This window comes from Paenibacillus sp. FSL M8-0212 (assembly GCF_038004645.1).
In the GTDB taxonomy this organism is placed as follows: domain Bacteria; phylum Bacillota; class Bacilli; order Paenibacillales; family Paenibacillaceae; genus Paenibacillus.
The window spans coordinates 284,948-307,271 of record NZ_JBBORP010000001.1; the positions used below are offsets into that span (position 1 = coordinate 284,948).

General features: G+C 43.4%; 13 protein-coding genes. 5 read left to right on the forward strand and 8 right to left on the reverse strand.

Features of this window, described 5'->3' with window-relative positions; all coding sequences use genetic code 11:
* Positions 1–45: 45 nt before the first annotated feature.
* Together MKX68_RS01250 and MKX68_RS01255 are read right to left on the reverse strand one after the other, a co-directional pair.
* Positions 46–1,647 carry an AraC family transcriptional regulator gene (locus MKX68_RS01250; RefSeq protein ID WP_338593423.1) on the reverse strand — a complete coding sequence of 534 codons (1,602 nt, stop codon included), beginning with the start codon at positions 1,645–1,647 and terminating at the stop codon, positions 46–48.
* Positions 1,648–1,698: 51 nt separating this feature from the next.
* Positions 1,699–3,696: an AraC family transcriptional regulator gene (locus MKX68_RS01255; protein ID WP_340908509.1), complete on the reverse strand. Its 1,998-nt coding sequence runs from the start codon at positions 3,694–3,696 to the stop codon at positions 1,699–1,701.
* A gap of 442 nt (positions 3,697–4,138) precedes the next feature.
* Here MKX68_RS01255 and MKX68_RS01260 point away from each other — a divergent pair, with 442 nt between their 5' ends.
* The 3 genes from MKX68_RS01260 to MKX68_RS01270 all read left to right on the forward strand — a co-directional run bounded on the left by MKX68_RS01260 (position 4,139) and on the right by MKX68_RS01270 (position 5,629).
* Positions 4,139–4,558: a MarR family winged helix-turn-helix transcriptional regulator gene (locus tag MKX68_RS01260; protein ID WP_340908512.1), complete on the forward strand. Its 420-nt coding sequence runs from the start codon at positions 4,139–4,141 to the stop codon at positions 4,556–4,558.
* Positions 4,559–4,585: 27 nt separating this feature from the next.
* Complete coding sequence (locus MKX68_RS01265) at positions 4,586–5,236, forward strand: nitroreductase family protein (protein ID WP_338593418.1); 651 nt, start codon at positions 4,586–4,588, stop codon at positions 5,234–5,236.
* Between the two features lie 96 nt (positions 5,237–5,332).
* Positions 5,333–5,629 (forward strand): putative quinol monooxygenase, encoded by a 297-nt coding sequence (locus tag MKX68_RS01270; RefSeq protein WP_338593415.1) that lies wholly within the window; start codon positions 5,333–5,335, stop codon positions 5,627–5,629.
* Positions 5,630–5,800: 171 nt separating this feature from the next.
* Here the strand turns inward: MKX68_RS01270 and MKX68_RS01275 are convergent, their stop codons facing one another.
* The 5 genes from MKX68_RS01275 to MKX68_RS01295 all read right to left on the reverse strand — a co-directional run bounded on the left by MKX68_RS01275 (position 5,801) and on the right by MKX68_RS01295 (position 12,025).
* Positions 5,801–7,150, reverse strand: a complete 1,350-nt coding sequence (locus tag MKX68_RS01275) for an FAD-binding oxidoreductase (protein ID WP_338593412.1) — start codon at positions 7,148–7,150, stop codon at positions 5,801–5,803.
* Between the two features lie 192 nt (positions 7,151–7,342).
* Positions 7,343–7,870: a MarR family winged helix-turn-helix transcriptional regulator gene (locus tag MKX68_RS01280; protein WP_340908515.1), complete on the reverse strand. Its 528-nt coding sequence runs from the start codon at positions 7,868–7,870 to the stop codon at positions 7,343–7,345.
* Positions 7,871–7,916: 46 nt separating this feature from the next.
* Entirely contained in the window at positions 7,917–8,726 is an 810-nt protein-coding gene (locus MKX68_RS01285) for an alpha/beta hydrolase (RefSeq protein WP_338593406.1), read from the reverse strand.
* A gap of 247 nt (positions 8,727–8,973) precedes the next feature.
* Positions 8,974–11,397 carry a flavocytochrome c gene (locus tag MKX68_RS01290; RefSeq protein WP_340908520.1) on the reverse strand — a complete coding sequence of 808 codons (2,424 nt, stop codon included), beginning with the start codon at positions 11,395–11,397 and terminating at the stop codon, positions 8,974–8,976.
* Positions 11,398–11,410: 13 nt separating this feature from the next.
* Positions 11,411–12,025, reverse strand: coding sequence for an NADPH-dependent FMN reductase (locus tag MKX68_RS01295; protein WP_340908522.1), 615 nt, complete (start codon positions 12,023–12,025; stop codon positions 11,411–11,413).
* Between the two features lie 179 nt (positions 12,026–12,204).
* Between MKX68_RS01295 and MKX68_RS01300 the strand changes: the two genes are divergently transcribed.
* Both MKX68_RS01300 and MKX68_RS01305 read left to right on the forward strand, forming a co-directional pair.
* A complete protein-coding gene (locus MKX68_RS01300; RefSeq protein WP_340908525.1) occupies positions 12,205–13,134 on the forward strand; it encodes a LysR family transcriptional regulator in 930 nt (309 codons plus the stop codon).
* 9 nt (positions 13,135–13,143) lie between these two features.
* Positions 13,144–14,082 carry an FAD:protein FMN transferase gene (locus MKX68_RS01305; RefSeq protein WP_340908527.1) on the forward strand — a complete coding sequence of 313 codons (939 nt, stop codon included), beginning with the start codon at positions 13,144–13,146 and terminating at the stop codon, positions 14,080–14,082.
* A 144-nt stretch (positions 14,083–14,226) separates the two neighbouring features.
* Here the strand turns inward: MKX68_RS01305 and MKX68_RS01310 are convergent, their stop codons facing one another.
* Positions 14,227–22,014: an immunoglobulin-like domain-containing protein gene (locus tag MKX68_RS01310; protein ID WP_340908530.1), complete on the reverse strand. Its 7,788-nt coding sequence runs from the start codon at positions 22,012–22,014 to the stop codon at positions 14,227–14,229.
* Between the last annotated feature and the right edge of the window lie 310 nt (positions 22,015–22,324).

Sequence of the window (22,324 nt, forward strand, 5' to 3'; positions counted from 1 at the left end):
TACAGGCTTACCATGGATTATTCCACTCTCTTCTCTTGCACAATATCACCGTAAGGTAACTCCAAGTTGCTCTGCCACATATCGCATGGCCCACATGCGTCCGGTGGGACCCAGCGTTTTGAAAAAAATATCTCCTGCATTATAGACATGGCCTTCTTGAACAGCCTTTAATGCCAACCATTCACCGGATTGCTGTAATTGCCTCAGTTGAGCACGTGCCTCTTCTGTGGGATCGACCATTACAAACACATGATCCGCGTCGTATAACTGCAAATCGCAAACTTTACTCTCTACAGCCCACTGTTGTTCCGGAAAATCACGAGGCAAATAAAATCCCAGATCATCATACAACAGGGCCCCTGTCTGGTTGTTCAATCCATACATTCGGTAGAAATGAGAAGTCACCCGGATGAACATGGCACTCTGTTTCCCCCACCTCGATTGAATGCGCCCTCGAAGAACCCGGCTCAGTTCAGCATGTTGTTCTATCCACTGTACCGCCTTTTCCTTACGACCCATAATGTCCGCCATGTACAGAAGCCTCTCGCCAAAATGGTTAGTATGCTCCAGCATGGCGGTTGGCGCTATACGATGCAGGGAATCATTTGTCTCCAAACGATCACTTGTAATAATCAGGTCCGGTTGGACTCGCCTCAAATCATCATAGTTCTGATTGAAGCTATCCAGGATAAGTCCCTGATGACTGTGTGCTTGAAGCGCAGGTATGGCAACATGACGAGCCACCCTCTGACCATAGGATAAAGCGGATACTGGCCTCAAACCGAGCGTTATCACATAATCGTCCAACCCGTAATATAAGGTGGCAATGCGATTTACTTTATTTTTCATATACAACGTTGGGGCGATTCCTTCGTTTTTCTTGAAAACTCTGCTGAAATAGTGCTCGTCCTTATAACCCACTTGCTCCGCAATTTCCTTGATTTTATCTAAAGAAAATAACAGCTGCTTGGCCTTTGCCATACGTAGTTTCAGGATATATTCAATCGGGGTCATATTTAATTGCCGTTTGAATGTTCTTATAAAATGATTCACACTAAGCCCTGCCATGCGGGCCATCTGATCAATTCGAATGTCTTCCCTATACTGATGCGTCATATAATCAAGTGCCAAATCCATCCCCGCTACAGGGGGTGTTGCTTCATTCACGTGCATCATTAACTGAATCAACAACTGATGCAAAAGATGTTTCCTGCGCGTCTTTTCCAGACTCGTAATCGAGTGTTGTCCACTCATCAGGGTATCCATCATCTCCTGAATTTCACGTGTATTGGAAGGAACATTAAGTTTGCCCGTCACAGGGAGATCAAATGCCTCGGTATGCCAAGCATACTTACGCCGGGTAAGTGTAACACAGGAAAATAAAATGATCTGATATCGGACAGGTGCTTCCATATCCGTCTGAAACTCCACATGTATTCCTGGCTTCAACAAAAACCATTCGTCTTGAGATACCGTATGTACAATGTTATCCATAGACAAAGATCCCTTGCCCGCGATGACCCTGCAAATGGCGAACCTTTTCCAGATCCGACGCTGTACAGCCCCCGGATTGCTAGAGTAATGGCAGACGTGGACAGCAGAGAAATGTAGTCGCTCCAGTTGTTTGATCCAATCATTTTCCTCCATGCTCACGTTCCCTCCCTGTTCTGATCCGATTCTATGTGAACTGATTACACTCTATTTTTCAGCTCCCAATAGTAAATTCTTTATACTATCCAACTGCAATTCCAGTGAATAGGGATCTTCCATGACGAACTCATCCTCTGTACCATCCAAGGAACCGTAGGCGTAGACTTGTCCTTTCTGCACAGCAGGCAGACGTTTCCAAACCTCGCTGTTCAGGATCTCTTTGGCGTCCTCACTACCCGAACCATATAAGAAGATATGATCTCCCATATACTCAGGCAGTACTTCAAGGGAGATCGTCTCGAATCCATCCTTCATTTCGAGTGCTTGCTGCGTTGGAGGCAGTTTCAGCATCTCATAGATCGTGGAACTACCATAGTTCCCGCCTTCTGCACCAAGTACATACAACGCTTTGTACCCTATTTGTATGATGGATACGGTCTCGCCTTCTTTAATTACACCATCAATCTGCTTCTTAGTCTCTTCGATATTCTCTTCATATGTCGTGATCCATTGCTCTGCTTCCTTCTCTTTTCCAAAAACACCAGCAATCCGGCGCAGCTTTTCCAGTGGGCCGGAAGTTTTATCGCCTTCCCAATAAGGTAAAAAGACGGTCGTTGCAATTTTTTCGTAATCCTCAATATTTTTATCAATGGAACCGATGATGAGATCCGGCTCAAGTGACACTAACTTCTCCAGATTCATTGGGAACTCTCCTCCCAAATCCTCAATACCCGCTATAACATCAGCAGCAATGCCAGACTTTTCAATCCATCCTTCGTTCAGCATAAATGTTCTTACACCAACCGGTACAATGCCCAGTTTCAGCAGATACCCCATATATTGATCTGAAGCAACACGCTGCGGATTGGCCGGGATTACCACATCTCCCCTCATTGTAGAGACGGTCCGCGTCTCCGGCTGTGCAGTCGATTTCCCTGCCTCCGTTGCCTGGTTACCCGATTGTGTAGTAGCCGCATTGCTCTCTGTTTGCGTACCACTTGCAGACGGTGCTGGGCTGGAACAGGCCGTGAGCAATAGCGTGAAACACAACATCATGCTTAGTGCTGTCATTTTGAATTTTCCTTGCATTATTAATTCCCCTCCAACATTCTTTTGATATTGATAATCAATATCATTATATAGATGGGAATGTAGCGAATGAAGGGCATTTTCTTGCATTACGCTGGGCAAATCTTGCTTGTTGTTCAATACCAATGGCTGTTTCAAGTTGTTTAACCGTTGGCTTACTCCTTTTTTGTAGCGAATTGGAGAAAGCCCTTTTATTTTTTTGAAACTGCGGCTCAGTGAATGTGCATCCGGATAGCCGATCTGTTCTGCAATCTGTTGTAGCGTAGCACTGGTATGCACCAGAAGATGTGCGGCCCTCTCCATTCGAATCTGTCCAAGATACTGGATGGGACTGATGTTTAACTTTTGTTTGAACAGCCTCGACAAGTGCCCCACACTGCATTCCATTACTTCTGCCATTACATCAAGAGCTATGGGCTCATGGAGATGAGCATTCATATATTCAATAGCCTGTGTGACCGTATCCGGTTTATGTGGCTGAATGGATTGTTCGTGTAAGTCTGTCAATAAAAGATATACCCATTGATGAAATAAGATTTTGGCATGTAACTTTGCAAGCTTAGTAGACTGCTCCCACTCCTGCTTCAATTCCTCCATACACTGATACATGTGTAGCGGACGGGTTGGTACAAGTGCATATTGGTCCTGAAACGGACGTTCATGGTCCATCAGATACTGAATTTCCATCCCACAGGGCAAGGCTAGAATGGCTTTGTACAAAATCATATAATACGCCACGCCCGAATCCGTCTCCATGTTTAAATACGCCTGCTTGCCTCCATGAATGATGTGGAATCCCTCCACGATGTATCTGTGTTGATCCATTCGTATCCGTGCACTTCCGTCGGTGATATATAGATAGGTACTTGCTGGTAGTTGATAATTCTTCAACTTCTCCCCAGGATGCAAAGCGTTTTGGCGTACATCCAGTATTTTGACAAAAACATGATTCCACAATCTGATGTGATCATTCAAATTCATATCCGCTGTACTTTCCCTCCCGCCATATTACATCGACATCCTTCTTGCTGCTCTTATGAACTGCCTGTAATTTTTGCTCATTATGTATATTTCATTTCATTATAAATTAATTGATAACAATTCTCAATAACATGCACAATCAATATTAACTTATCTATTTGGACAACATATACGGACTGCAATGTATACGTAGCGGGATAATAACGCCAGCATCAGCAACATTTTCTAACCTGTTGCAAAATCATAAAAGGCATGATATATTAATTGAGCCATCAATGATTGACGCATCAAATATTGATACATCAATGATCGAGAGCATCCAAATAATCATTAGGCAATGGCATTGTATACTGCAACATTAATCATTGGTTAACATACGCCGTTGTTCATGATTCAGATTCACCCGGGAGGTCTAGTCATGACACGTATTGTTTCCAAAGAAGAACAAATCATCAATCTGTTGAACGTGTTGGGTAACAAAATCAGTCCCAAGTTCGAACGCTGTACAGGTATCAGTTCCTCTCGCTTTGAAATTCTGCATGAGCTGGATCAGGTAGATGAGATTAACCAATCCATGCTGCAGAAAATCATTAACATTGATAGTGCTGCGATTACACGCCACTTGAAACAGCTTGAGGCGGACCTGATGGTTACAAGACGTAAGAATCCTGATGATAATCGGGTAACTTTTGTTCGTTTGACGGACCACGGTCGGAAGCAGATTGAAGGCTACAAAGCTGAGAAGACCAATTTTATCAACCAGATTTTACAGGATTTCAGTGAAGACGAAGTTCAGTCACTCGCCGATCTCCTGGAACGTATGCAGAACAATTTCTAAACCCATATATAGAGGAGAGATCCATGCATGAGTACAATTCAAAGCAAATTCCAAAAAACCAATGATTTTAACGAGATTACCTACGGTCGCCGTTCTGTTAAACTTTACGATCCTGAAGTGAAAATCAGCCGTGAAGAAATGACTGAAATTCTGTCAGAAGCTTCCCGTGCACCATCTTCGATCAATTTGCAGCCTTGGCGTTTTCTGGTTGTTGATACGGCTGAAGGTAAAGAAAAGCTTGCTCCACTTGCAAGATTTAATCAAAACCAAGTGTTGACTTCCTCCGCAGTCATTGGCGTATTCATTGACATGAACAACGTTGAATACATGGACGAGATTTTTGGTAAAGCTGTAGAACTTGGTTACATGCCACAAGACATTAAGGATATGCAACTCAAAACCGTAATGCCTTATTACGAAAAAATGGCTACTTCTGATCTTCGCGACGTTAACCTGATCGATGCTGGCCTTGCTTCCATGCAATTGATGCTCGCTGCACGTGCCCATGGTTATGATACCAATCCAATTGGTGGTTACGAAAAAGATCAAATTGCTGAAACATTCGGCATGGATAAAGAGCGTTATCAACCGGTGATGCTGATCTCGATCGGTAAATCAGCCAAAGAAGGTCACCCATCCTACCGTCTGCCTGTAGAAACCATCACAACTTGGGCATAATAACAGGAACGGTTCCCTGTAAGCTACGGTTATATTGGTCAATAAGCATACATTCTTAACATATTCCAAACAAACACAATATGGAGGTTTTACATTATGATTATCATTCACGCTCATTTGCAAGTTAAACCGGATCAAGAGCAAGCATTCATCGCAGCTGCGAAAGAACTGATTGCTGCAACACGTCAAGAAGAAGGCAACATCAGCTATGACCTGGCAAAAAGCACAGAACGCGAACAACAATACACGATGATCGAACTGTGGAAAGATGAAGCTGCTACAGCATCCCATAACACAAGCGCGCATTTCCAAGCTTTTGTACAACAAGCAGCAGCATTCATGGCCGCTCCTATGAACGTTGAAGTATTTGCTGGAGAACAAGTTAAAGCTTAATAGTTCATTAACTGCCATGCGTATTTAACATGTGAAGAAGCCGCTCTTGGTCATATGACCGAGGGCGGCTTTTTAGTTTTCTTTTGAAAATAAGTTCACTTCAACAAAAAACACGCCAATTAAGGCGTGTTTCTTCACTCATTGAAGAGGCATTGAACAACTGAACATGGACTACACGATCCGAGCAGGAGTAATGCTTTGCGGATTGTTAAACACATTTTTTGGGTCATACTTGGCTTTGACTCTCCGCAGTCTGGCATAGTTGGCTCCGTAGTACACTGGACCGGAATTCTTGATCCCTTGGTCTGGAACGTTGATATAGGAACCCACAATGTATGGTTGCAATTTCTTGCGAGTATTACGAGCGAGTGCGATATTTTTGGCGGCATGGGATGGTTTGAGCCACGTACTGGTCCATTCCACATAGAACTTCTCTTTACGCCAGAAGAAGGCGGTTGATCTAGGTGATTTGCGACTTACTGCTCCGCCCCAGTTGAGGAAATAGAATCCGCCTGGCCCCTCTTCCAAGTTCTCCAAAAATGTGCGCATCGATTTGATGGCTTTGTCGGGGAATGGTTTTCGTCCAAAACCGGACGAGAACTGGTTGCTATACCGTTGAGTCTCGGTCGGATCAGGTTGTAATAAGAACTTCACAACTTCCGTGTAAGGTAACAAACGAACAACGGAGCTCGTCGGTTTGCCAACACTCGTAATTGGCTGTAATAAACGGAGAGCCTCTGTTTTAGAGCCTAAGAACAGACCTTCCATAAGGACGTTGCCACCCTTTTTCGGTCCGATGGACAACTCGCTGCCCAGTCTCGTATCAACTGAGGGAGCCCACCTCTGCCATACTTTAAGTACCTCTTCGAATTGAGACCATGGCCAGGTGATTTTAAATACAGTAGCCTTCGCTGGAGCACGGCGCACTTTGAATTTGTAACGAGTGTATACTCCGAAGTTACCACCACCGCCTCCCCGCGAGGCCCAAAAGAGATCTGAATTACGATTTTTATTGGCCCGAATCACTTTTCCTTTGGCGTCCACCATCTCTACCTCAAGCAGGTTATCACTGATGAGACCAATGGTACGCTGGAGAGGCCCAATACCCCCACCCAATGTAATTCCACCGATCCCGACAGTAGGGCTGTCACCAAAAGGAGCTATGAAACCTTGTTTGGCAAGGGTATTCGCAATTCTTCCCACGCGGTTTCCTGTTCCAACAACAACCGTTCCATTTTTTTTATCAAGTTTGATGGAATTCAGATCACTCACATCAATCACGATACCGCCATTCACTTGGGAAAGATTCACTTCCAGCGCGTGTCTGCCACTCCGCGGACGAATCGGAACATTATTCTCACGAGCCCATCGGATCGCGTTGGATACATCCTTCGTCCGTTGGGCAAAAACAAAAACTTTGGGAAATCTGTCCGTATGCGGGTCCCAGTTCTTCCGCGCCGCTTCATATCCTGGATCACCTTTGTAAATAACCCGTCCGGTAAGCTTGGTTGATGATTTCACACATCCCACTCCCTGCTGAATAATTGTCCTACAGCCTCTGCTGCATCAAGCACTTTATACTGTATGACGGACATTCGCGGAGGGAATGGGCTAGTGCCTTAATTTCGAGGTTAGTGTCTCAGAGCAAGCAAAAAGGAATTTCCCTTTCAGGCCACAGACAGCCTTGAGGAAAATCCCTTTCATGTTGTTGAACTAGTCTTTGCTCAAATCAGAATCAATTCTGATTAACTTGCGCACTTCCTGTTCTTTTTCACCATACCAGACGAGCACGTCGGCAAATAAATCCATGATGCGAACAAAGTTCTGCTTATCTGCTTCTGAAATCTGATCTGCATACTTGAAAATCTCATTAAAACAAAGCTCCCTTACAAATTCGGTGTACTTCGCATATACCTCTCGACCTTTTGCCGAAGGTTTGACGTATATGTCTTTGCGGTTGCCGCTTAAATGAAATTTTTCGAGCAGACCTTTTTCCGTCAGATTCTTCACGTTCTTGGAAAATGTACTCCGGCTTACGCCCAGGCGTGCGGCCATTTCCGACATCTTCTCTTCCTTGTCCTCGGCTTCCAGAATGTATTCCAGCGTCTGAATCTGTGAAGCCGAGAACATCATATCTGTACCATAACTTCGCTGCAGCTTATAGGTGTTTGAGTACGCATTACCGTATTTGATAATTTTCTCAATCAGTGCCCGATGGTCGCCCATCCAATCTAACTTCATCAGTAATCCCTTTCATATTCAGATTCTCTCTCTAACTCTACTGAAATCAGATCCGTTTTTCAATCCATGTAATGGCTTCTTCAATCACATCATCACGAGTCGGTTCATTAAATATCTCATGCATCAGATGAGCATATATTTTGAGTGTTTTATCCGTTGAAGCGATATCCCCGTAAAAGTCACGAGAATCCTTTTCGCTGACCAGTCCATCATTGGCTCCATGCAGTACAAGCACGGGATCTGTAAACTGTTTGGCGTTCTCCTTGAGCCATGTTATGCCATTTCCCAGACTGTTAAATAAATCTACAGAGATCTGCTTTTCCACCAGCGGGTCATTTGCGTAAGCGGATACAACTTCAGGATCGCTGCATACACCGCTGCCCAGTTCATTCGGGAAATACGTGCCTGTAGGAAGATCCATCGGCAGTTCTCCGGCAACTTTTGTATTGTAACGAGTGAGCGCTCCGGATAGCACGATGCCTTTAACCTTGCCAGGATATTTCGTTCCAAAGGATGAGGTTGCAAAACCACCCATACTATGCCCGATCACAAACAGTGGAAGGTCACCGCTCTCTTGCAATGCCGCCTCAACAATGACACGAACATCTTCAATAAGATGATCAAATTCTTTATAGAACGTTCGCTGTCCTTCCGATCTGGCATGACCGCGATGGTCGAAGCGATATACGTTAAACCTACGCTGGCTCAGCTTCTCTGTCACATAATCGTAGCGCCCTGCATGCTCAGCTAGTCCGTGTACAATAACAACAGCGGCTTTTGCATTTTCTACTGTATCCTTGCTGAAATAAAGCTGTGTACCGTCAAAGGATTGAATGCTTGTCTCAATTTTAGTCATCGTTTCCCCGTCCTTTTTGTGATGTCCAAGCTTAAGCACCGAGAGATCATATCCTCCGCCCTACCATGGACACGCTTATTATTATTTCAATCAAAAATAATATTGTTTCTTACAGAAACAATATATCATCCGACATGGCTGTTGTCCACAGTAAATTTAAAGCGTTTTCAAATAAATAAGTATCACTGCTATGAATCATAAAAAAACCACTAAACACTCGAGAATCCTTGTGTTTAGTGGGAGGCGTTTAGTTCATCTCATCAACAGCAGTCTTACCAGCGATTCGTCCAAAAGTAAATATGTCAGTCAAGGCATTACCGCCCAAACGGTTACCCGCATGTATACCTCCTGCAACTTCCCCAGCGGCATACAGATGTGCAATCGGCTGACCGTTTTCATCCAATATGCGAGTTTGGGTGTCGATTCGGATACCACCCATGGTATGGTGAACCGCCGGTTTTCTAGGTGTGGCATAGAATGGAGACTTCTCGACTTTTAAGCTAAACGTATCCTTATGAAACTCCGGATCAAAGCCCGCATCCACATATGAGTTATACTTATCAATCGTATTTCTAAGAACTTCAGGTTCCATATTGATTTTCACTGCCAGTTCTTCTATGGTATCGGCTCTGAACAAGGTACCTGCTTCGACTTGACGGTCTATCTTTTCCTGGCTTGTATTCGCTGCGGTTTTCTTAATCTCGTCATCCGCAATCAGGTAAAATAAACTTCCCTGCTCGATAGCCGCTTTTGTTAAGACATCTCGTCCAGAGAATTCATTAACAAATCGTTCTCCCTTTTTGTTCACAATGACAAAGTTCTCAGGCGGTACTTGCAGTCCACTGAAGAGTTCGCCCGTTTCCGGATCGGCTACCGGCATCATTTGAGTGAAGCCCATGCCTGTCAGTGCTGCTCCTGCACTCTTACCAAGCGATATTCCATCACCAGTCATCGCATAGGAATTTGTTGTTTTGATATCATCGTCAATATGGCTCCAGTACGTGTTATATTCCTTGAGCATCTGTGTATTTGCACCAAAACCACCACTAGCAAGAACAACTGCTTTTGCATGAATGGTAATTTTCTGTCCGTTAACTCCGGTTGCGATAACACCTGTTATTTTTCCATCTTCGATGATCAGTTGTTTGACCGGGCTATCTGTAATAATTTTTCCTGAATGCTCTTCTACATATTTGCTAAGTGCAATGATAAAGGCAGAGCCATAACTTTTGACAGGTTTATGACCACGGCGCCAAAGGGCACCCACTGGAGCAAACACGATTCTCTTATCGTATTCAACACCGATATCCTCAAGCCATTGCACACTTTCCAAGGCATGGTCTGTAAGTACTTTAACCAGATCGTACTGTCCATAGATCGTGTTTCCATTCAGGTCCGTTCGTTTGCCCCCGAAATACGTTTGCATTCTGTGAAGCAGCGGGGAATCAAATAAATAAGCCTTTTCTGTGCCGAACTGTTCCTGATACGCAGTAAACTCTTCTTTGAGTGCATGAAAATCATCGATATATTCCGGATGGATCAAGCTCTCATCGGTACTTAATAAATTCTCAATCGTCTGTCTTTCCCCTGGATTCTCAGTGAACTGTTGTTGCCATACAGGATCTGCAGCATTAACAGGACCACCTGAGCGGATCGTGTTTCCCCCAACAGCAGGATATTTCTCAAGCACAATCGCACTTGCTCCATACTGTAAAGCTGTAGCAGCCGCACTGAGTCCAGCGCCGCCGCCTCCTACAACGACTACATCACAAATATATTCCTCATCATTCTTCATCTGACTGCTGGCAGGTTTTGGACGTCTTTTCAGAATATCCGGGTTAACTCCGGCAAGTTTAACCGCTTTGGATACACCGTTAATCACAGCGTTACTCGTTTCAGAAGCACCGGAGAGAGCATCCACATTCAGCGTCTGTCCCTCGATAATTTTATTCGGGATTCTTACAAAAACAACATCCGCGATACCTTCGGTTTCTCCCGTGGAATCAATATCGATGCTTTCGATCCGATTTTCACTAAAGGATACCTTCATCGGCAGATTGCCACTATGACCTATGGCATTGACCTCATACACACCGGGATGATAAGTGAATTCTTCTTCTTCGTTCAACTGATTTGAAATTTTGGCAAACCGAAGGAACCGCAAGAAACATGTTTCCAGGAAATCGATCGTTCCTTCATTGTTCAGGTTACCTGATTCGTCAAATGCTTTATGTGCAGTTCCAAGCAAAAACTCATATCCTGGCATCACATTAGCTTCGACACCCGGTGCATCCAGGATTTGACGAAGATGCAGTTGTGCACGCGAGGAACCTTGTGTTCCCTGTGACGCACCTATGATCATCACGGGTTTGCCAGCCAGCGGATGGATTTCAAAGCTCAACCATTCCAGCAGGCTTTTAAGGGAAGAAGGGATGGAATGGTTATATTCTGGAGTCGCAATAATGACACCATCACTTGCCATAATTTTTTCATTAAACGATTGTATAATGGCACTGTTTGTTTGGTTATCAGACTGATTAAACATCGGAACATCTGTAATATCGAGGATCTCAATGGCTGCTCTGGACTCAAAATGCTTTTGTATGAACTGAAGCAGCTTGCGATTATACGATTTCTTTGCATTTGTGCCAACGATCGCTATGATTTTCATTGTGATTAGCCCCCTACTCTTGCCAGGAAAATTTTTTCGTTTTTTTCTTCAACGTCCTTTTTGATAACAGTTCCGTAGTGATCTCCGTAAACAAAACAAACTCATTGAAGATTTCGTCAAGCTCCGCTACTTTGTCAGCGTCAATGAGATTACCACTACTATCAAATGCACTCTGTGATTTTCCCAAAAGAAACTCGCTGCTAGGCATCATTCTCGCACCAAGCTCAGGCGAATCCAGGATTTGTCTAAGGTGCGCTTGTGCCCTGGAAGAACCGAGTGCACCATGTGAAGCACCCACAATCAGAACCGGCTTGTCTTTCAAGGTTTGACTGGTATAACTGATCCATTCCAGCGCACTTTTCAGAACGGCAGGAATCGCATGGTCATACTCAGAAGTAGCGATAATGACACCTTCCGCTTTAGAGATTTGATCTAATAAGTCTTGTACCTTCACAGGAATATCAACTTCAGCATCCTCTAATTCATCTTTTTCAATAAAAGCAGGCAAATCCTTAATTTCAAACAAGTCAATCTGGGCTTCACTAGCAAAATGCTTTTGCATAAATTGAAGTAACGTCCGGTTGGTTGACACATCCGAATTTGTGCCCACGATAGCTAAATAGTTCATCATAATCCCCTCTCTGTCATTCGAGATGATGTTCGTAAATGTCAGACTCGTTCTTTCGGCATAACTCTAACATTCAAAGCTCAAATGATCTAATAGTTATTCATTGCAGTTTGATAACTAATTTGTTATAATCACCTCAAATTCAAAGTTTGTTACTTTTTTCACAAGGGGTGAGAAACATGTCTAAGTTAGAATCTCAAGATATCTTGTGTTACATTGACAGCCTATTGAAATACAGTAACTATAGCAGAGCTGCCCAATCCCTTTACATATCTCAGCCCTACCTCACTAAGGTTATCAAGAAAATCGAAAGTGAGTTGGGCTGTGAGCTAATCAGTCGCAACAAACTTCCGTACCGATTAACCGAGCAGGGGAAAATATATTATCAATACCTAACGTCACTCGAACATAGCTACGCCAAGCTTATGAGGGAAATCTCATATGTATCGGATCTCGACAATAAAGTGTTACGGATCGGCATTCTTCCGAGCCTCGGTGCGTACTTAACGCCTCTTTTTTTACCAGCTTTTCTGGAGCTTCATCCTGCTTATAAAATTAATCTTGTCGAGGATTTACCTGAAAAAAATGAGAAACGTCTCCAAAATAATGAGTTGGACTTCTGGATTGGGCAAAATTCAAGCAGTATCTCCCCTAACTTGAACTCGTTTAACTGGGGTAGGCATAGTTACCAGGCCATCATTCCGCGTTGCTGCGAATTATACCAAGAGAATGTTGCAATCATCCCGGAGGGCACGATTGAGATCAGCACCATTTTGAATCAACAGCTTATTCTAACGTCCAAGGGTTCGGCAATCCGAAAACAGATTGATCAATTGCTCAGTGTTTACAAGATACAGCCTAATATCGTGATGGAGAGCAAAGAAATTTACACGGTACTGAAGCTGGCAAAGCATAATTTAGGTCTGACCTTTGTGCCTGAAAGTATCCACATCAAGGAGTGCCCTTCGGAATACAACATCTATCCAATCCCTATAGAGAAGATGAGTCTGGATTATTTTATAGCCCATCATGGAGAAAAAAAGCTGAATAGCGTGGATCATGACCTCATCCATACTTTTCTCAATCACGGACAACAATGTGCAATATAGGAGGCTATCATGAAACCTTTTACGAGAACGATACCGCTTATGGGAACGAACATATCCCTCTATATCGAGGGGACAGACGCTGAAGAGCTTGCCGAGGAAGCCGTGAATATGCTCGTCCGTTATGAACAAGTGTTTAGTGCCAACAGTGAGCAATCGCAGCTTGCCATGCTAAAAAAAGAAGCCGCATCACATCCGCTTAGAGTAGACAAGGAACTGTATGATCTTATTAAGATAGGCAAAGAACACAGCCTGAATAAGGATTCTTTTCTGAATATTGCGATAGGGCCTTTGATCAAATTGTGGAGAATTGGTTTCCGCGAGGCACATGTGCCGGAGGATACAGAGATTAAAGCGGTGCTGGAGCTCTTGAATCCGGAGCATATACAGCTTGACGATGAGCAGCAAACGGTTCATTTATTCAAAAAGGGCATGGAAATTGACCTTGGAGCGATTGCTAAAGGTTATTTTGCCGATCAAGTTATGTCATTTTTCAAAAAAAACGGAGCTGCATCAGCTATGGTCGATATGGGCGGCAATGTTTTGGTTCATGGCGATTCTCCCACCGGGTCCAGTCACTGGAAGGTTGGAATCCAAAATCCCTTTTTACCTAGAGGAAATGCAGCAGCACTCGTTAGTATACGCGAGCAATCCGTTGTTACATCAGGAATATACGAGAGAGTTTTAGAAAAGGAAGGGAGTCAGTACCATCATATATTTAACAGCAGAACAGGCTATCCAATCGAAAGTAATATCGCTTCTTTAACGATTATTGCGGATAAATCGCTTGACTGTGATATATATACTACAGAATTGTTTGGGTGCGACGCTGTCTCCATTATTCATAGAGTAAATGCAATGAAACATATTGAGGCGGCTGTCATCACGACCGATGGAAAACTGGCCTATACCGATAATCTTAGGGGAAGAATTGAGCCCGTATTAAGGTAAAGTTAACAACTACTTCATTAAGCCAGGATCTAACGGCTTTTCCTACTCGCTGATTAAACAGACAATAAAGTGGACGGAAAAAGTTCTTCCGCCCTACTTTATTATCAGAGTGAATCAATAGCAACTACCTCATACTTAACGTGTCTACATCAAGCCCAACAAATTAAAGATCATCACTGCTGCTTCTGCACGGCTAGCATTCTTCTTCGGTGCAAACTCATCATTACCTACACCGTTTATGATGCCTGCTCTCTGTATTGCCTCTACCGCTTGCTTTGCATAACTTGCGATGTGTGCTTCATCCTTGAAGGCTGTAGCTTCAACACTTGCTAACGCAAGTTGCTTCATCTGGATCGCCTTGTATACCATAACCGCCATATCTTCTCGTGTAATGTTCTCATGAACTCCGAATCGTCCATCTGCTTTCCCATTCACAATCCCCAGCTTCTGCGCGGTTGCGATATGTCCATGGTACCATTCTCCTTGCTTCACATCATTAAAACTTGTCGTTGCGCTCTCATCCGATAGCTCAAACATATTCATCAGCATGGTGATGAATTCTGCTCTTGTCACTTGACCATTCGGATTAAACTCGCCGTCGCCTACACCCTTCACAATGCCTCTTGCTCCCAATGCTGAGATTGCATCCTTCGCCCAGTCTTGGGTCACATCCTTAAAGCTCGTTGCAACATACGCTACCGTATACTTGCTTAGATACGTTGGCTTGAACTCTACTTTTCCTGTCGCTGCATTGTATTTACCATTCGTCACCACTCTTAGCGCTCTGTTGTCCTTCACATCGTATACGACGACGTTGTTTGGATTTTCGCCAGCCTTTAGTGTAAATGGCAATGCAATCACGAGATCATCTATGCCATCAAACTCTGTAAGTTTCTTACCATCCATCGTTAGCTCGATATCGTATACGACTTCACCGTTCAGCTGAGCTTGTGCGCCAGCTGGCAGTTGATTAGCTGCGATTTTCTTAATCGACAATCCTAACGTTTTCCCCGCACTTGTTCCTGTTCCAAGCAGTTCGGTTGCCACGGTTACAACTGCAGAGCCTGTGTTGATCTCGATGCGATCTACCGTAGAAGATCCACTTGTTAAACGCGCATCTACTGCTAATTCAATCGTTAGCCCGTTCAAGCTTGCATCAGCTTCAACTCGCATGTGTAGCTTACCGCCTGTCGTTTGATCAAGCGCACGCTTCATTGTATCCGCACTTAACTTCACTTCAGAAGTACCGCTCTCATTTACAACTGGTTTAATGTTTATTTGGCCGTTGTCCATGACCACTGGCTCACTTCCACCTGGAGCTGTTGGTACTGTAGGTGCAGGGATGTTACCGTCACCGCCACCATTTCCATTACCACTGCCTGGTGCTTGTGGTGTTCCATCAACCAATGGTGTTACCGTTACTGTAGCGCTGGATGAAAACCCACCATCTACTGTAGTGACTGTAATACTTGCTGTTCCTGCTGCCACCGCTGTTACTCGACCCGTCGCACTTACAGTGGCTACAGCTGGATTGCTAGAGCTCCATGTTACTGCTTTTTTCGTTGCATTAGCTGGTAATACGGTAGCTGTCAATTGCCCTGATTTACCTTCTACGATGGACAACGTCGTTTGGTCCAGGCTAATTCCTCTAACGGGTACGTTCTTCCCACTAAGTGCATCATACTCACGTTGTGTAATGGGAATTACCGTTCCGTGACGCGGACTCGCGGGTAAATTGTAGTTAGAAGATAATGTCCAGACACCTGATGCAAGATTGGTTGTCTCGAATGGAATATAACCTCTTCCACCAAACTCATCTACGAATAAATACCATTTTTCATCTGTATTTGATTTGAAGATCGTTGGACCCTCAACCCATTTGATGTTACCAACGCCTTGATTAATCATCTTGAAGGTTGGATCTAAGATCGAGTTACCCACCTCTTGGAAGACCATCTTGCCAAATGGAGCAGCAGCTCCGTTGTCCTGCTCATCCTTCGTAAAGCGATACACTTTTCCTTCATGTTCAATCATCGTTGTGTCAATGATGGAATATCCATAATCCAAATATACTTGCGGTTCCGTAAACGTATAGAAATCTCTTGTCTTGCTATACATCATTTTTTGATAAGCACTGCCTGTATGGGATGCATCATCAAACATTCTTGATGCCCAAAATACGATATATTCACCCGTTGTCTTGTCGTACATAATTTCTGGTGCCCATGTATTACCCGCTTCTTCCGGTGCAACCTCTACCATGCGTTGATCTGTCCAGTTGACTAGATCATTCGATTCCCAAATCATAATGGAACGACTGCCCCATGTCTGTGCTCTGCCCCAGTTACCATTGCCGTTAATTTTCAGATCGGTAGCGATCATGTAGAACTTGTCACCTTCAGGCGAACGAATAATGAACGGATCACGTACCCCTTTCTCCCCTAAGGTAGAGGTCAATACAGGTTTACCGTCATTCAATTCTCGCCAGTTCAATGGATCATTGCCGTTACTTAGTGCAAAGTAAACTTGCTCGCCTGTTGCAGTACCTTCTCCAGTGAAATATGTGAAAAAGTATCCCGCATATTTTTCATCAGCAGGCAGTTCCTTCACCTTTGCAATGAATTCCTTCGTAGTGGATGCTGAATTCAACTTAATCGTAGCTGTAAGCTTCACATCTACATCTCCACTGCCGTGCGCCGGACGTTTTACTTCTCCAGTAACTGAAACGACGTTTGGTTGAGCAGAAGCCCAAGTAATTGTTGTTCCGTATAGTCCAGATGCTGGTAGTGTTATATGACCTCTTACATCATTAATGTTATGAACGACTAGTGTTGCTTTTGCTTCATCTACAGAAGTGACATCGTTTGGCAATGCCTTAACCGTCAACTGAAAAGTTTTGTTAACTGTCTCTGTACCATCTGTAAATACTGCTGTTAACGTTACAACTTGATCACCTTTTGCGTTAGCTGGTCTGGTTACGGCACCTGTAGTTGAGATGACATTCCCCTTATCTGAAGTCCAGCTTATTGTTGTGCCATAAGCACCCGATGTTGGCAATGTGACATTGCTTATAATCGCATCTTTTGATGTATTAGAAGCAAGAAGATCATTAATCGTTAATTTCTCTGTCGCAGCTGATACAAGCATGCCCTCCATCAAAGCAATCTTCTGATCTGCATGAGCCTTAAGTGATGTAATATCTGCCGCAGTCATAGCACCATCATAGATTTGGAAGTCTGCAATCATACCGCCGAAGTATGGATCAGCTGTATAGAATGACTTACCGATGTACCCACTACTACCTAAGGTATTTTTTATTTGTTCTAGTGTCATTCCATTCGTTGAGCCTGATGCAACAGCAACACCATCAATATAAAGCGTTAGTGTACCATCCGTGCCTGAAACAACAGTCGTAACTACTTTCCATTCATTATTCTTTAAGCCTGTGGTAGAAGTTGAAGACTCATTATTCCAAGCATTCGTCGCGATACCAAGGCGAGCTAGACCGTTAGCGTTATAACGTGGTGTGAAGTACGTATAGTGCGTATTATTGTTTGGTCTTCCTAATGCATATAACCACTCGGCAGCGTTTTTACCGCTCCAGTTCACAATGGATGAAACGGTCATATCCGTTAATCCATCAAGTACTCCTTGTGGCAGTTCTACATAAGAGTTAGTTGTGCCACCAGTAAAGCTTAGTACACCAGCATCTTGTGTACGAATCCATTCTGCTTTAGACGGATTCATCCATTTTCCGTTGAAGTTTCCTGTTTGGTCAATAACCGTCGCACCATCGATATCATTCATATCGTAGTGAAGAATGAGCTCTGCCCCAGATGGCTGCTCTACTGGAGGAGTAACGTCTTCATCAGCTAATGTTGCAATCTCTTCAACGGATAATGCACGATTATAAATATGGAAATCATCAAATTTACCATCAAATAAACTATGAGAGCTGTTTCTCGATTTACCAATATAATTCATCGTTGTTTCCAGTAACATTCTCGGCTCAACGTTAAATGTCGAGCTACGTTTAACCTCTTGACCATTCACATACAATACGGCATCAAATTCATCCATTGTAATTGCAACATGCTGCCAAGTCTTTGTTGGTAATAGCCCGGAATTTCTCACCGCATATTTATATTCTGATCCCAGTCGCGTGCTGTCACTGCTAAATTTCTCTGTAAAAGGTGTTACGACAGCAAACTCCAGACTACCTGTATCCCCTTGTGTGCTCAAGTACATGGTGTTGCGGTTAACCTGTCTGCCTGTTTCGGAAGCAAAATCAAATATTCTTTGATTTGCTTGATTTCTGTCCATTTGAACCCATGTAGAGAACGTAGCCTTCTCAAGATTCAAGGATTGAATCAAGTTATCTGGTAGCTTCACATATCCTGTTGATCCATTAAGTTCTAGTGCACCACCAGCTTTACCGATACGATCCTCTTCATTAATCGTTGCTCCACCTACGAGTGTTGCGTGATGACCATTACCAGAAATGTCATTCAACGTTGTACCATTCACTGTATTTGCATCGAATGAGTAATGTACAACCGGGTCTGTTGATGGTGCTGGACCTTTCCATGCATACTTCTCTTGCAAAGCATTATACTCTGCACGTGAGATTGGAATTACCGTTCCGTGTCGTGGTCCTGGCGGAAGTGCATATTGATCACTACTTAATACATTGTTCATATATTGCGTGCTACTATCCAGATCTGTTGTATATCGCACATGATATGGCCATGAATCAAGGAACAGATACCATTTGTCTTTATTATTATCCTTAAAAATCGTTTGCCCTTCGTTGTTTCCATTATTTCCGATCAAGCCAAGTTTATTATCACGTGTACCCGGAACAGCGTTGTATTGAAGGCCGTTTGCTGCAATATTGTCCTTGTCATAGTAAAAAGTTGATGCTTTCTCCACATACACTTTGGTATTCACTTCTGATTTGGTGAATCGGTACAACATCTGATTATGCTCAATAAACGTTGTATCAATGGTCGGAAGTGACTCATCAATCATGACCTTTGGCTCAGAGAAGTTGTAGAAGTCTCTTGTTGTTGCGTAGTACATCACATTGTACTGACCTTCCGGTCTTCCGTTATAGTCACCATATGTCTCTGTGTTTTTCATCGATGATGCCCAGAATACGATATACTCTCCAGTTACTGGATCATAGATTGCTTCTGGTGCCCATGTATTTCCTCCAGTCTTAGGAGCAACCTCGATCATACGCTGCTCGCTCCAATGAACGAGATCCTCCGACTCCCAAATCATCATGTAATGACTACCCGTAATTTGAGCTTGGTCGAAATTTGTACTTTCACCCATTTTCAAATCGGTTGCCAGCATATAGAATTTATCACCTTCTGGTGACCGAATAACGAATGGATCACGAAGTCCTTTTTCACCCATATCGGATTGAAGGATCGACTTACCATTATTCAGCGCTTTCCAGAACAATGGATCTTCAGCTGTAGCGAAGGAAATCTCTTCACCACCCTCATATTCACCTGTAAAGTACGCAAAGAAGTAAGCATCAAGCTGAACTGGCGCAATTGCTTGTTTAATCGTAACGTTAAACGTAAGCTGTTTAGAAGCTGCACCATTCGTAATTGTAGCTATTAGCGTAACGGGCGTATCCGCAGCTTGACGGCTTACCCAGCCTAGCTGTGTAACGTTACCAGCCGCTTCAGCCGTTCCTTTAACAACTGCCGGTCTGCTAGATACCCATGTAATTGTGGAGCCTTGTTCACCTGTAGTGACAAGACGTAAGTTACCTTTAACGTTGTCCGCATTGTAGATCTCTATTTGTTCAGCGTCCAGATCAACCTTCTGCTGATCATCGAATTGCTTTAAGATCGTAACAGGGAATATAGCTGTAGTCGATACGCCTTGATACGTTAAAGTGGCCGTAAGCTTTGCTTGAACATTACCTTCCTGAACAGCTGGACGTTGTACAGTGCCACTGTTAGAAATGACATCAGGATGACTAGAACTCCAAGTAATGCTCACGCCGTTTTTACCGCTTGTCGGTAATGTAACGTTTCTTGTTATCATATCAGCGCTCTTATCGCCTTCACCTAAGTAACGACTGATGTCAAGTTGATTCGCTGCATCATCAACAGTGAGCTGACGTATTTTTGAGATGTGAGTTGCTCCCTCTTGTTGATATAACTCGCCTACTTCTTGCTCCGTCAACGCGCGATCATATACTCGAAAATCAGCTACGCTACCTTGAAGATACGGATCGTTTGAGAAGATTGACTTACCGATAAAACCAGAGAACGGAGCATCCGAGTTAATAATTTCTGACAGCTTTAGTCCCTTCGCATTACCTGAAGCAACCTTAACTCCATCCACGAATAACGTTATCCTATTGCTAGCTTCGGACAAGGACACCGTTACATGCTTCCACTGCCCACCGATCAGGTTTGAGTTTGCGCTACCTGTAACTAATGCTTCGTTTGGCCAGCCATTTTTGGAGATACCTGTAGCAATCATATTACCTGATCCACTACCGTGACGTGGTGTTACGAAGAAATATTTGTTCGTTTCTGGTGTTAATACCGTACCCAAACCGAAGATCCAGCGATTCGTACCATCATTCGTCCAGTTCACGATTGAAGATACTGTAATCTCATTCAGACCGTGTAGTAGATCTAGTCCATTTGAGCCCTTAGGAATCTCAACATGCCCACTATTAGATGTAGAGCTTCCACCATTGAAGGAAACAAAGCCAACCTCACTGTTTGAAATGAATTGTCCATTGTTTGGATTTCTAAATATTCCGTCAAATGTAACTGCCTTATTGGCAACATCCTTCAGTACGAGTTGACCGTCTACTTCTTCGGTCGTTTTCATGTTGTAATGAAGAATAAGATCATCTTTTAGCATCTTTTCTTGAACGGTAATCTGCTCAATAGAGTCACCCTTAGGTAGTAAGGTAACAATGAACTCCTTCGTTGCTTGGCTTCCACCCAAAGAAATGGTTGCAGTTAGCGTCACTTGTTGCTCCATCTCTCGTAAAAAAACTTCCCCGGTTGGACTTATCGCACTTTCATCACTGGAAGTCCATGATATCAATGCACCATACTTATCTGTAGAAGGAAGTTCAAGAGATTCAGTAACTGCCGATATATCACCTAACGTTAGCTCTATTTTGCTTTGTTGTATTTGCTTTTCATTCAATGATTGTTCATATACTACAGCGATATCCTCACTATTGAGTGCTTCTCCATAAATTCTTAAATCTTGAAAGCTGCCCGCAAAAGTAGGATCCCCCAAATAATTGGAGCGACCGATGTAAGCTTGCAAATCCGTACCAAAACTTGCTGTTGTTTTCTCTTTGGCGGTCGTGCCTATACTTACACCGTTAATGTAACCTGTAATAGAGCGTTCTGTAATAACCGTTGTATAGTGAACCCATTGACCTTTGTACTGTGACGTAGAAGTGCCTGATACCCCTACCTCAGTCGTCCAAGGCTGGTCAACATTATTGCTATTCGTAAATACTGACTTAAAATCACCACTTGGATTCGATGGATTCAACATCCAGTAATTTGTTGGCAAGTTATTGCCAGCTGCTGGCGTACCGTAGAATAATGCAGAGTAGTTCCCACTCCCCGTGTTACTCTTGATCCATACAGAAATCGTTGTATTTTCTTGATGATCAAACAAGCCCGTAGGAAGCTGCACGTAATTCGTATTACTATCTGTTCCCCCAGGTAGAGTGAGACCATCGGTGTACGTAATATTTCCTACGGCCGTTCCATGCTTTTCATTACCTGATATATCCTGTACATCCTCAAGCAATGGATAATGTGCCAACATCGTTGGTGTTATTGTGTCCGCTGAAGCTTGATTGTTAAATGGCAGGACAAGACTAAAACAGCTACTAAAGGTCAAAAGAAAAGCTAACATTATGATTGAAATTCGCTTCCGCATAGCATTCTCCCCTTCGGTTAATATTCAGAAGCATACAACCCCTTCTCACCTTTAAAACTAGACCACCTCGCTCAAGGAAATAGAGAAGCGCCTTAAAAAGAATGCGCTTACATTTCTTCTCATATTACGTATTCAAGACTTTCAATTCAATGTACTATCTTGTCAATAACGTGCACTTTTTTATTGCAATTTGAATTAATGCAGACTGCAACGCTATCCCTATACTTCGAAGTAATCGTTTTCATTTGTAAATATACGCTAGGTTTAAATTAAAGGATTGAACCCC

What these genes read in the sequence shown, in the direction of transcription:
- MKX68_RS01250 (WP_338593423.1), bottom strand. Translation starts at nt 1,647, where the DNA reads ATGGAGGAAAATGATTGGATCAAACAACTGGAGCGACTACATTTCTCT.
- MKX68_RS01260 (WP_340908512.1), top strand. Translation starts at nt 4,139, where the DNA reads ATGACACGTATTGTTTCCAAAGAAGAACAAATCATCAATCTGTTGAAC.
- MKX68_RS01265 (WP_338593418.1), top strand. Translation starts at nt 4,586, where the DNA reads ATGAGTACAATTCAAAGCAAATTCCAAAAAACCAATGATTTTAACGAG.
- MKX68_RS01270 (WP_338593415.1), top strand. Translation starts at nt 5,333, where the DNA reads ATGATTATCATTCACGCTCATTTGCAAGTTAAACCGGATCAAGAGCAA.
- MKX68_RS01280 (WP_340908515.1), bottom strand. Translation starts at nt 7,870, where the DNA reads ATGAAGTTAGATTGGATGGGCGACCATCGGGCACTGATTGAGAAAATT.
- MKX68_RS01285 (WP_338593406.1), bottom strand. Translation starts at nt 8,726, where the DNA reads ATGACTAAAATTGAGACAAGCATTCAATCCTTTGACGGTACACAGCTT.
- MKX68_RS01290 (WP_340908520.1), bottom strand. Translation starts at nt 11,397, where the DNA reads ATGAAAATCATAGCGATCGTTGGCACAAATGCAAAGAAATCGTATAAT.
- MKX68_RS01295 (WP_340908522.1), bottom strand. Translation starts at nt 12,025, where the DNA reads ATGAACTATTTAGCTATCGTGGGCACAAATTCGGATGTGTCAACCAAC.
- MKX68_RS01300 (WP_340908525.1), top strand. Translation starts at nt 12,205, where the DNA reads ATGTCTAAGTTAGAATCTCAAGATATCTTGTGTTACATTGACAGCCTA.
- MKX68_RS01305 (WP_340908527.1), top strand. Translation starts at nt 13,144, where the DNA reads ATGAAACCTTTTACGAGAACGATACCGCTTATGGGAACGAACATATCC.
- MKX68_RS01310 (WP_340908530.1), bottom strand. Translation starts at nt 22,014, where the DNA reads ATGTTAGCTTTTCTTTTGACCTTTAGTAGCTGTTTTAGTCTTGTCCTG.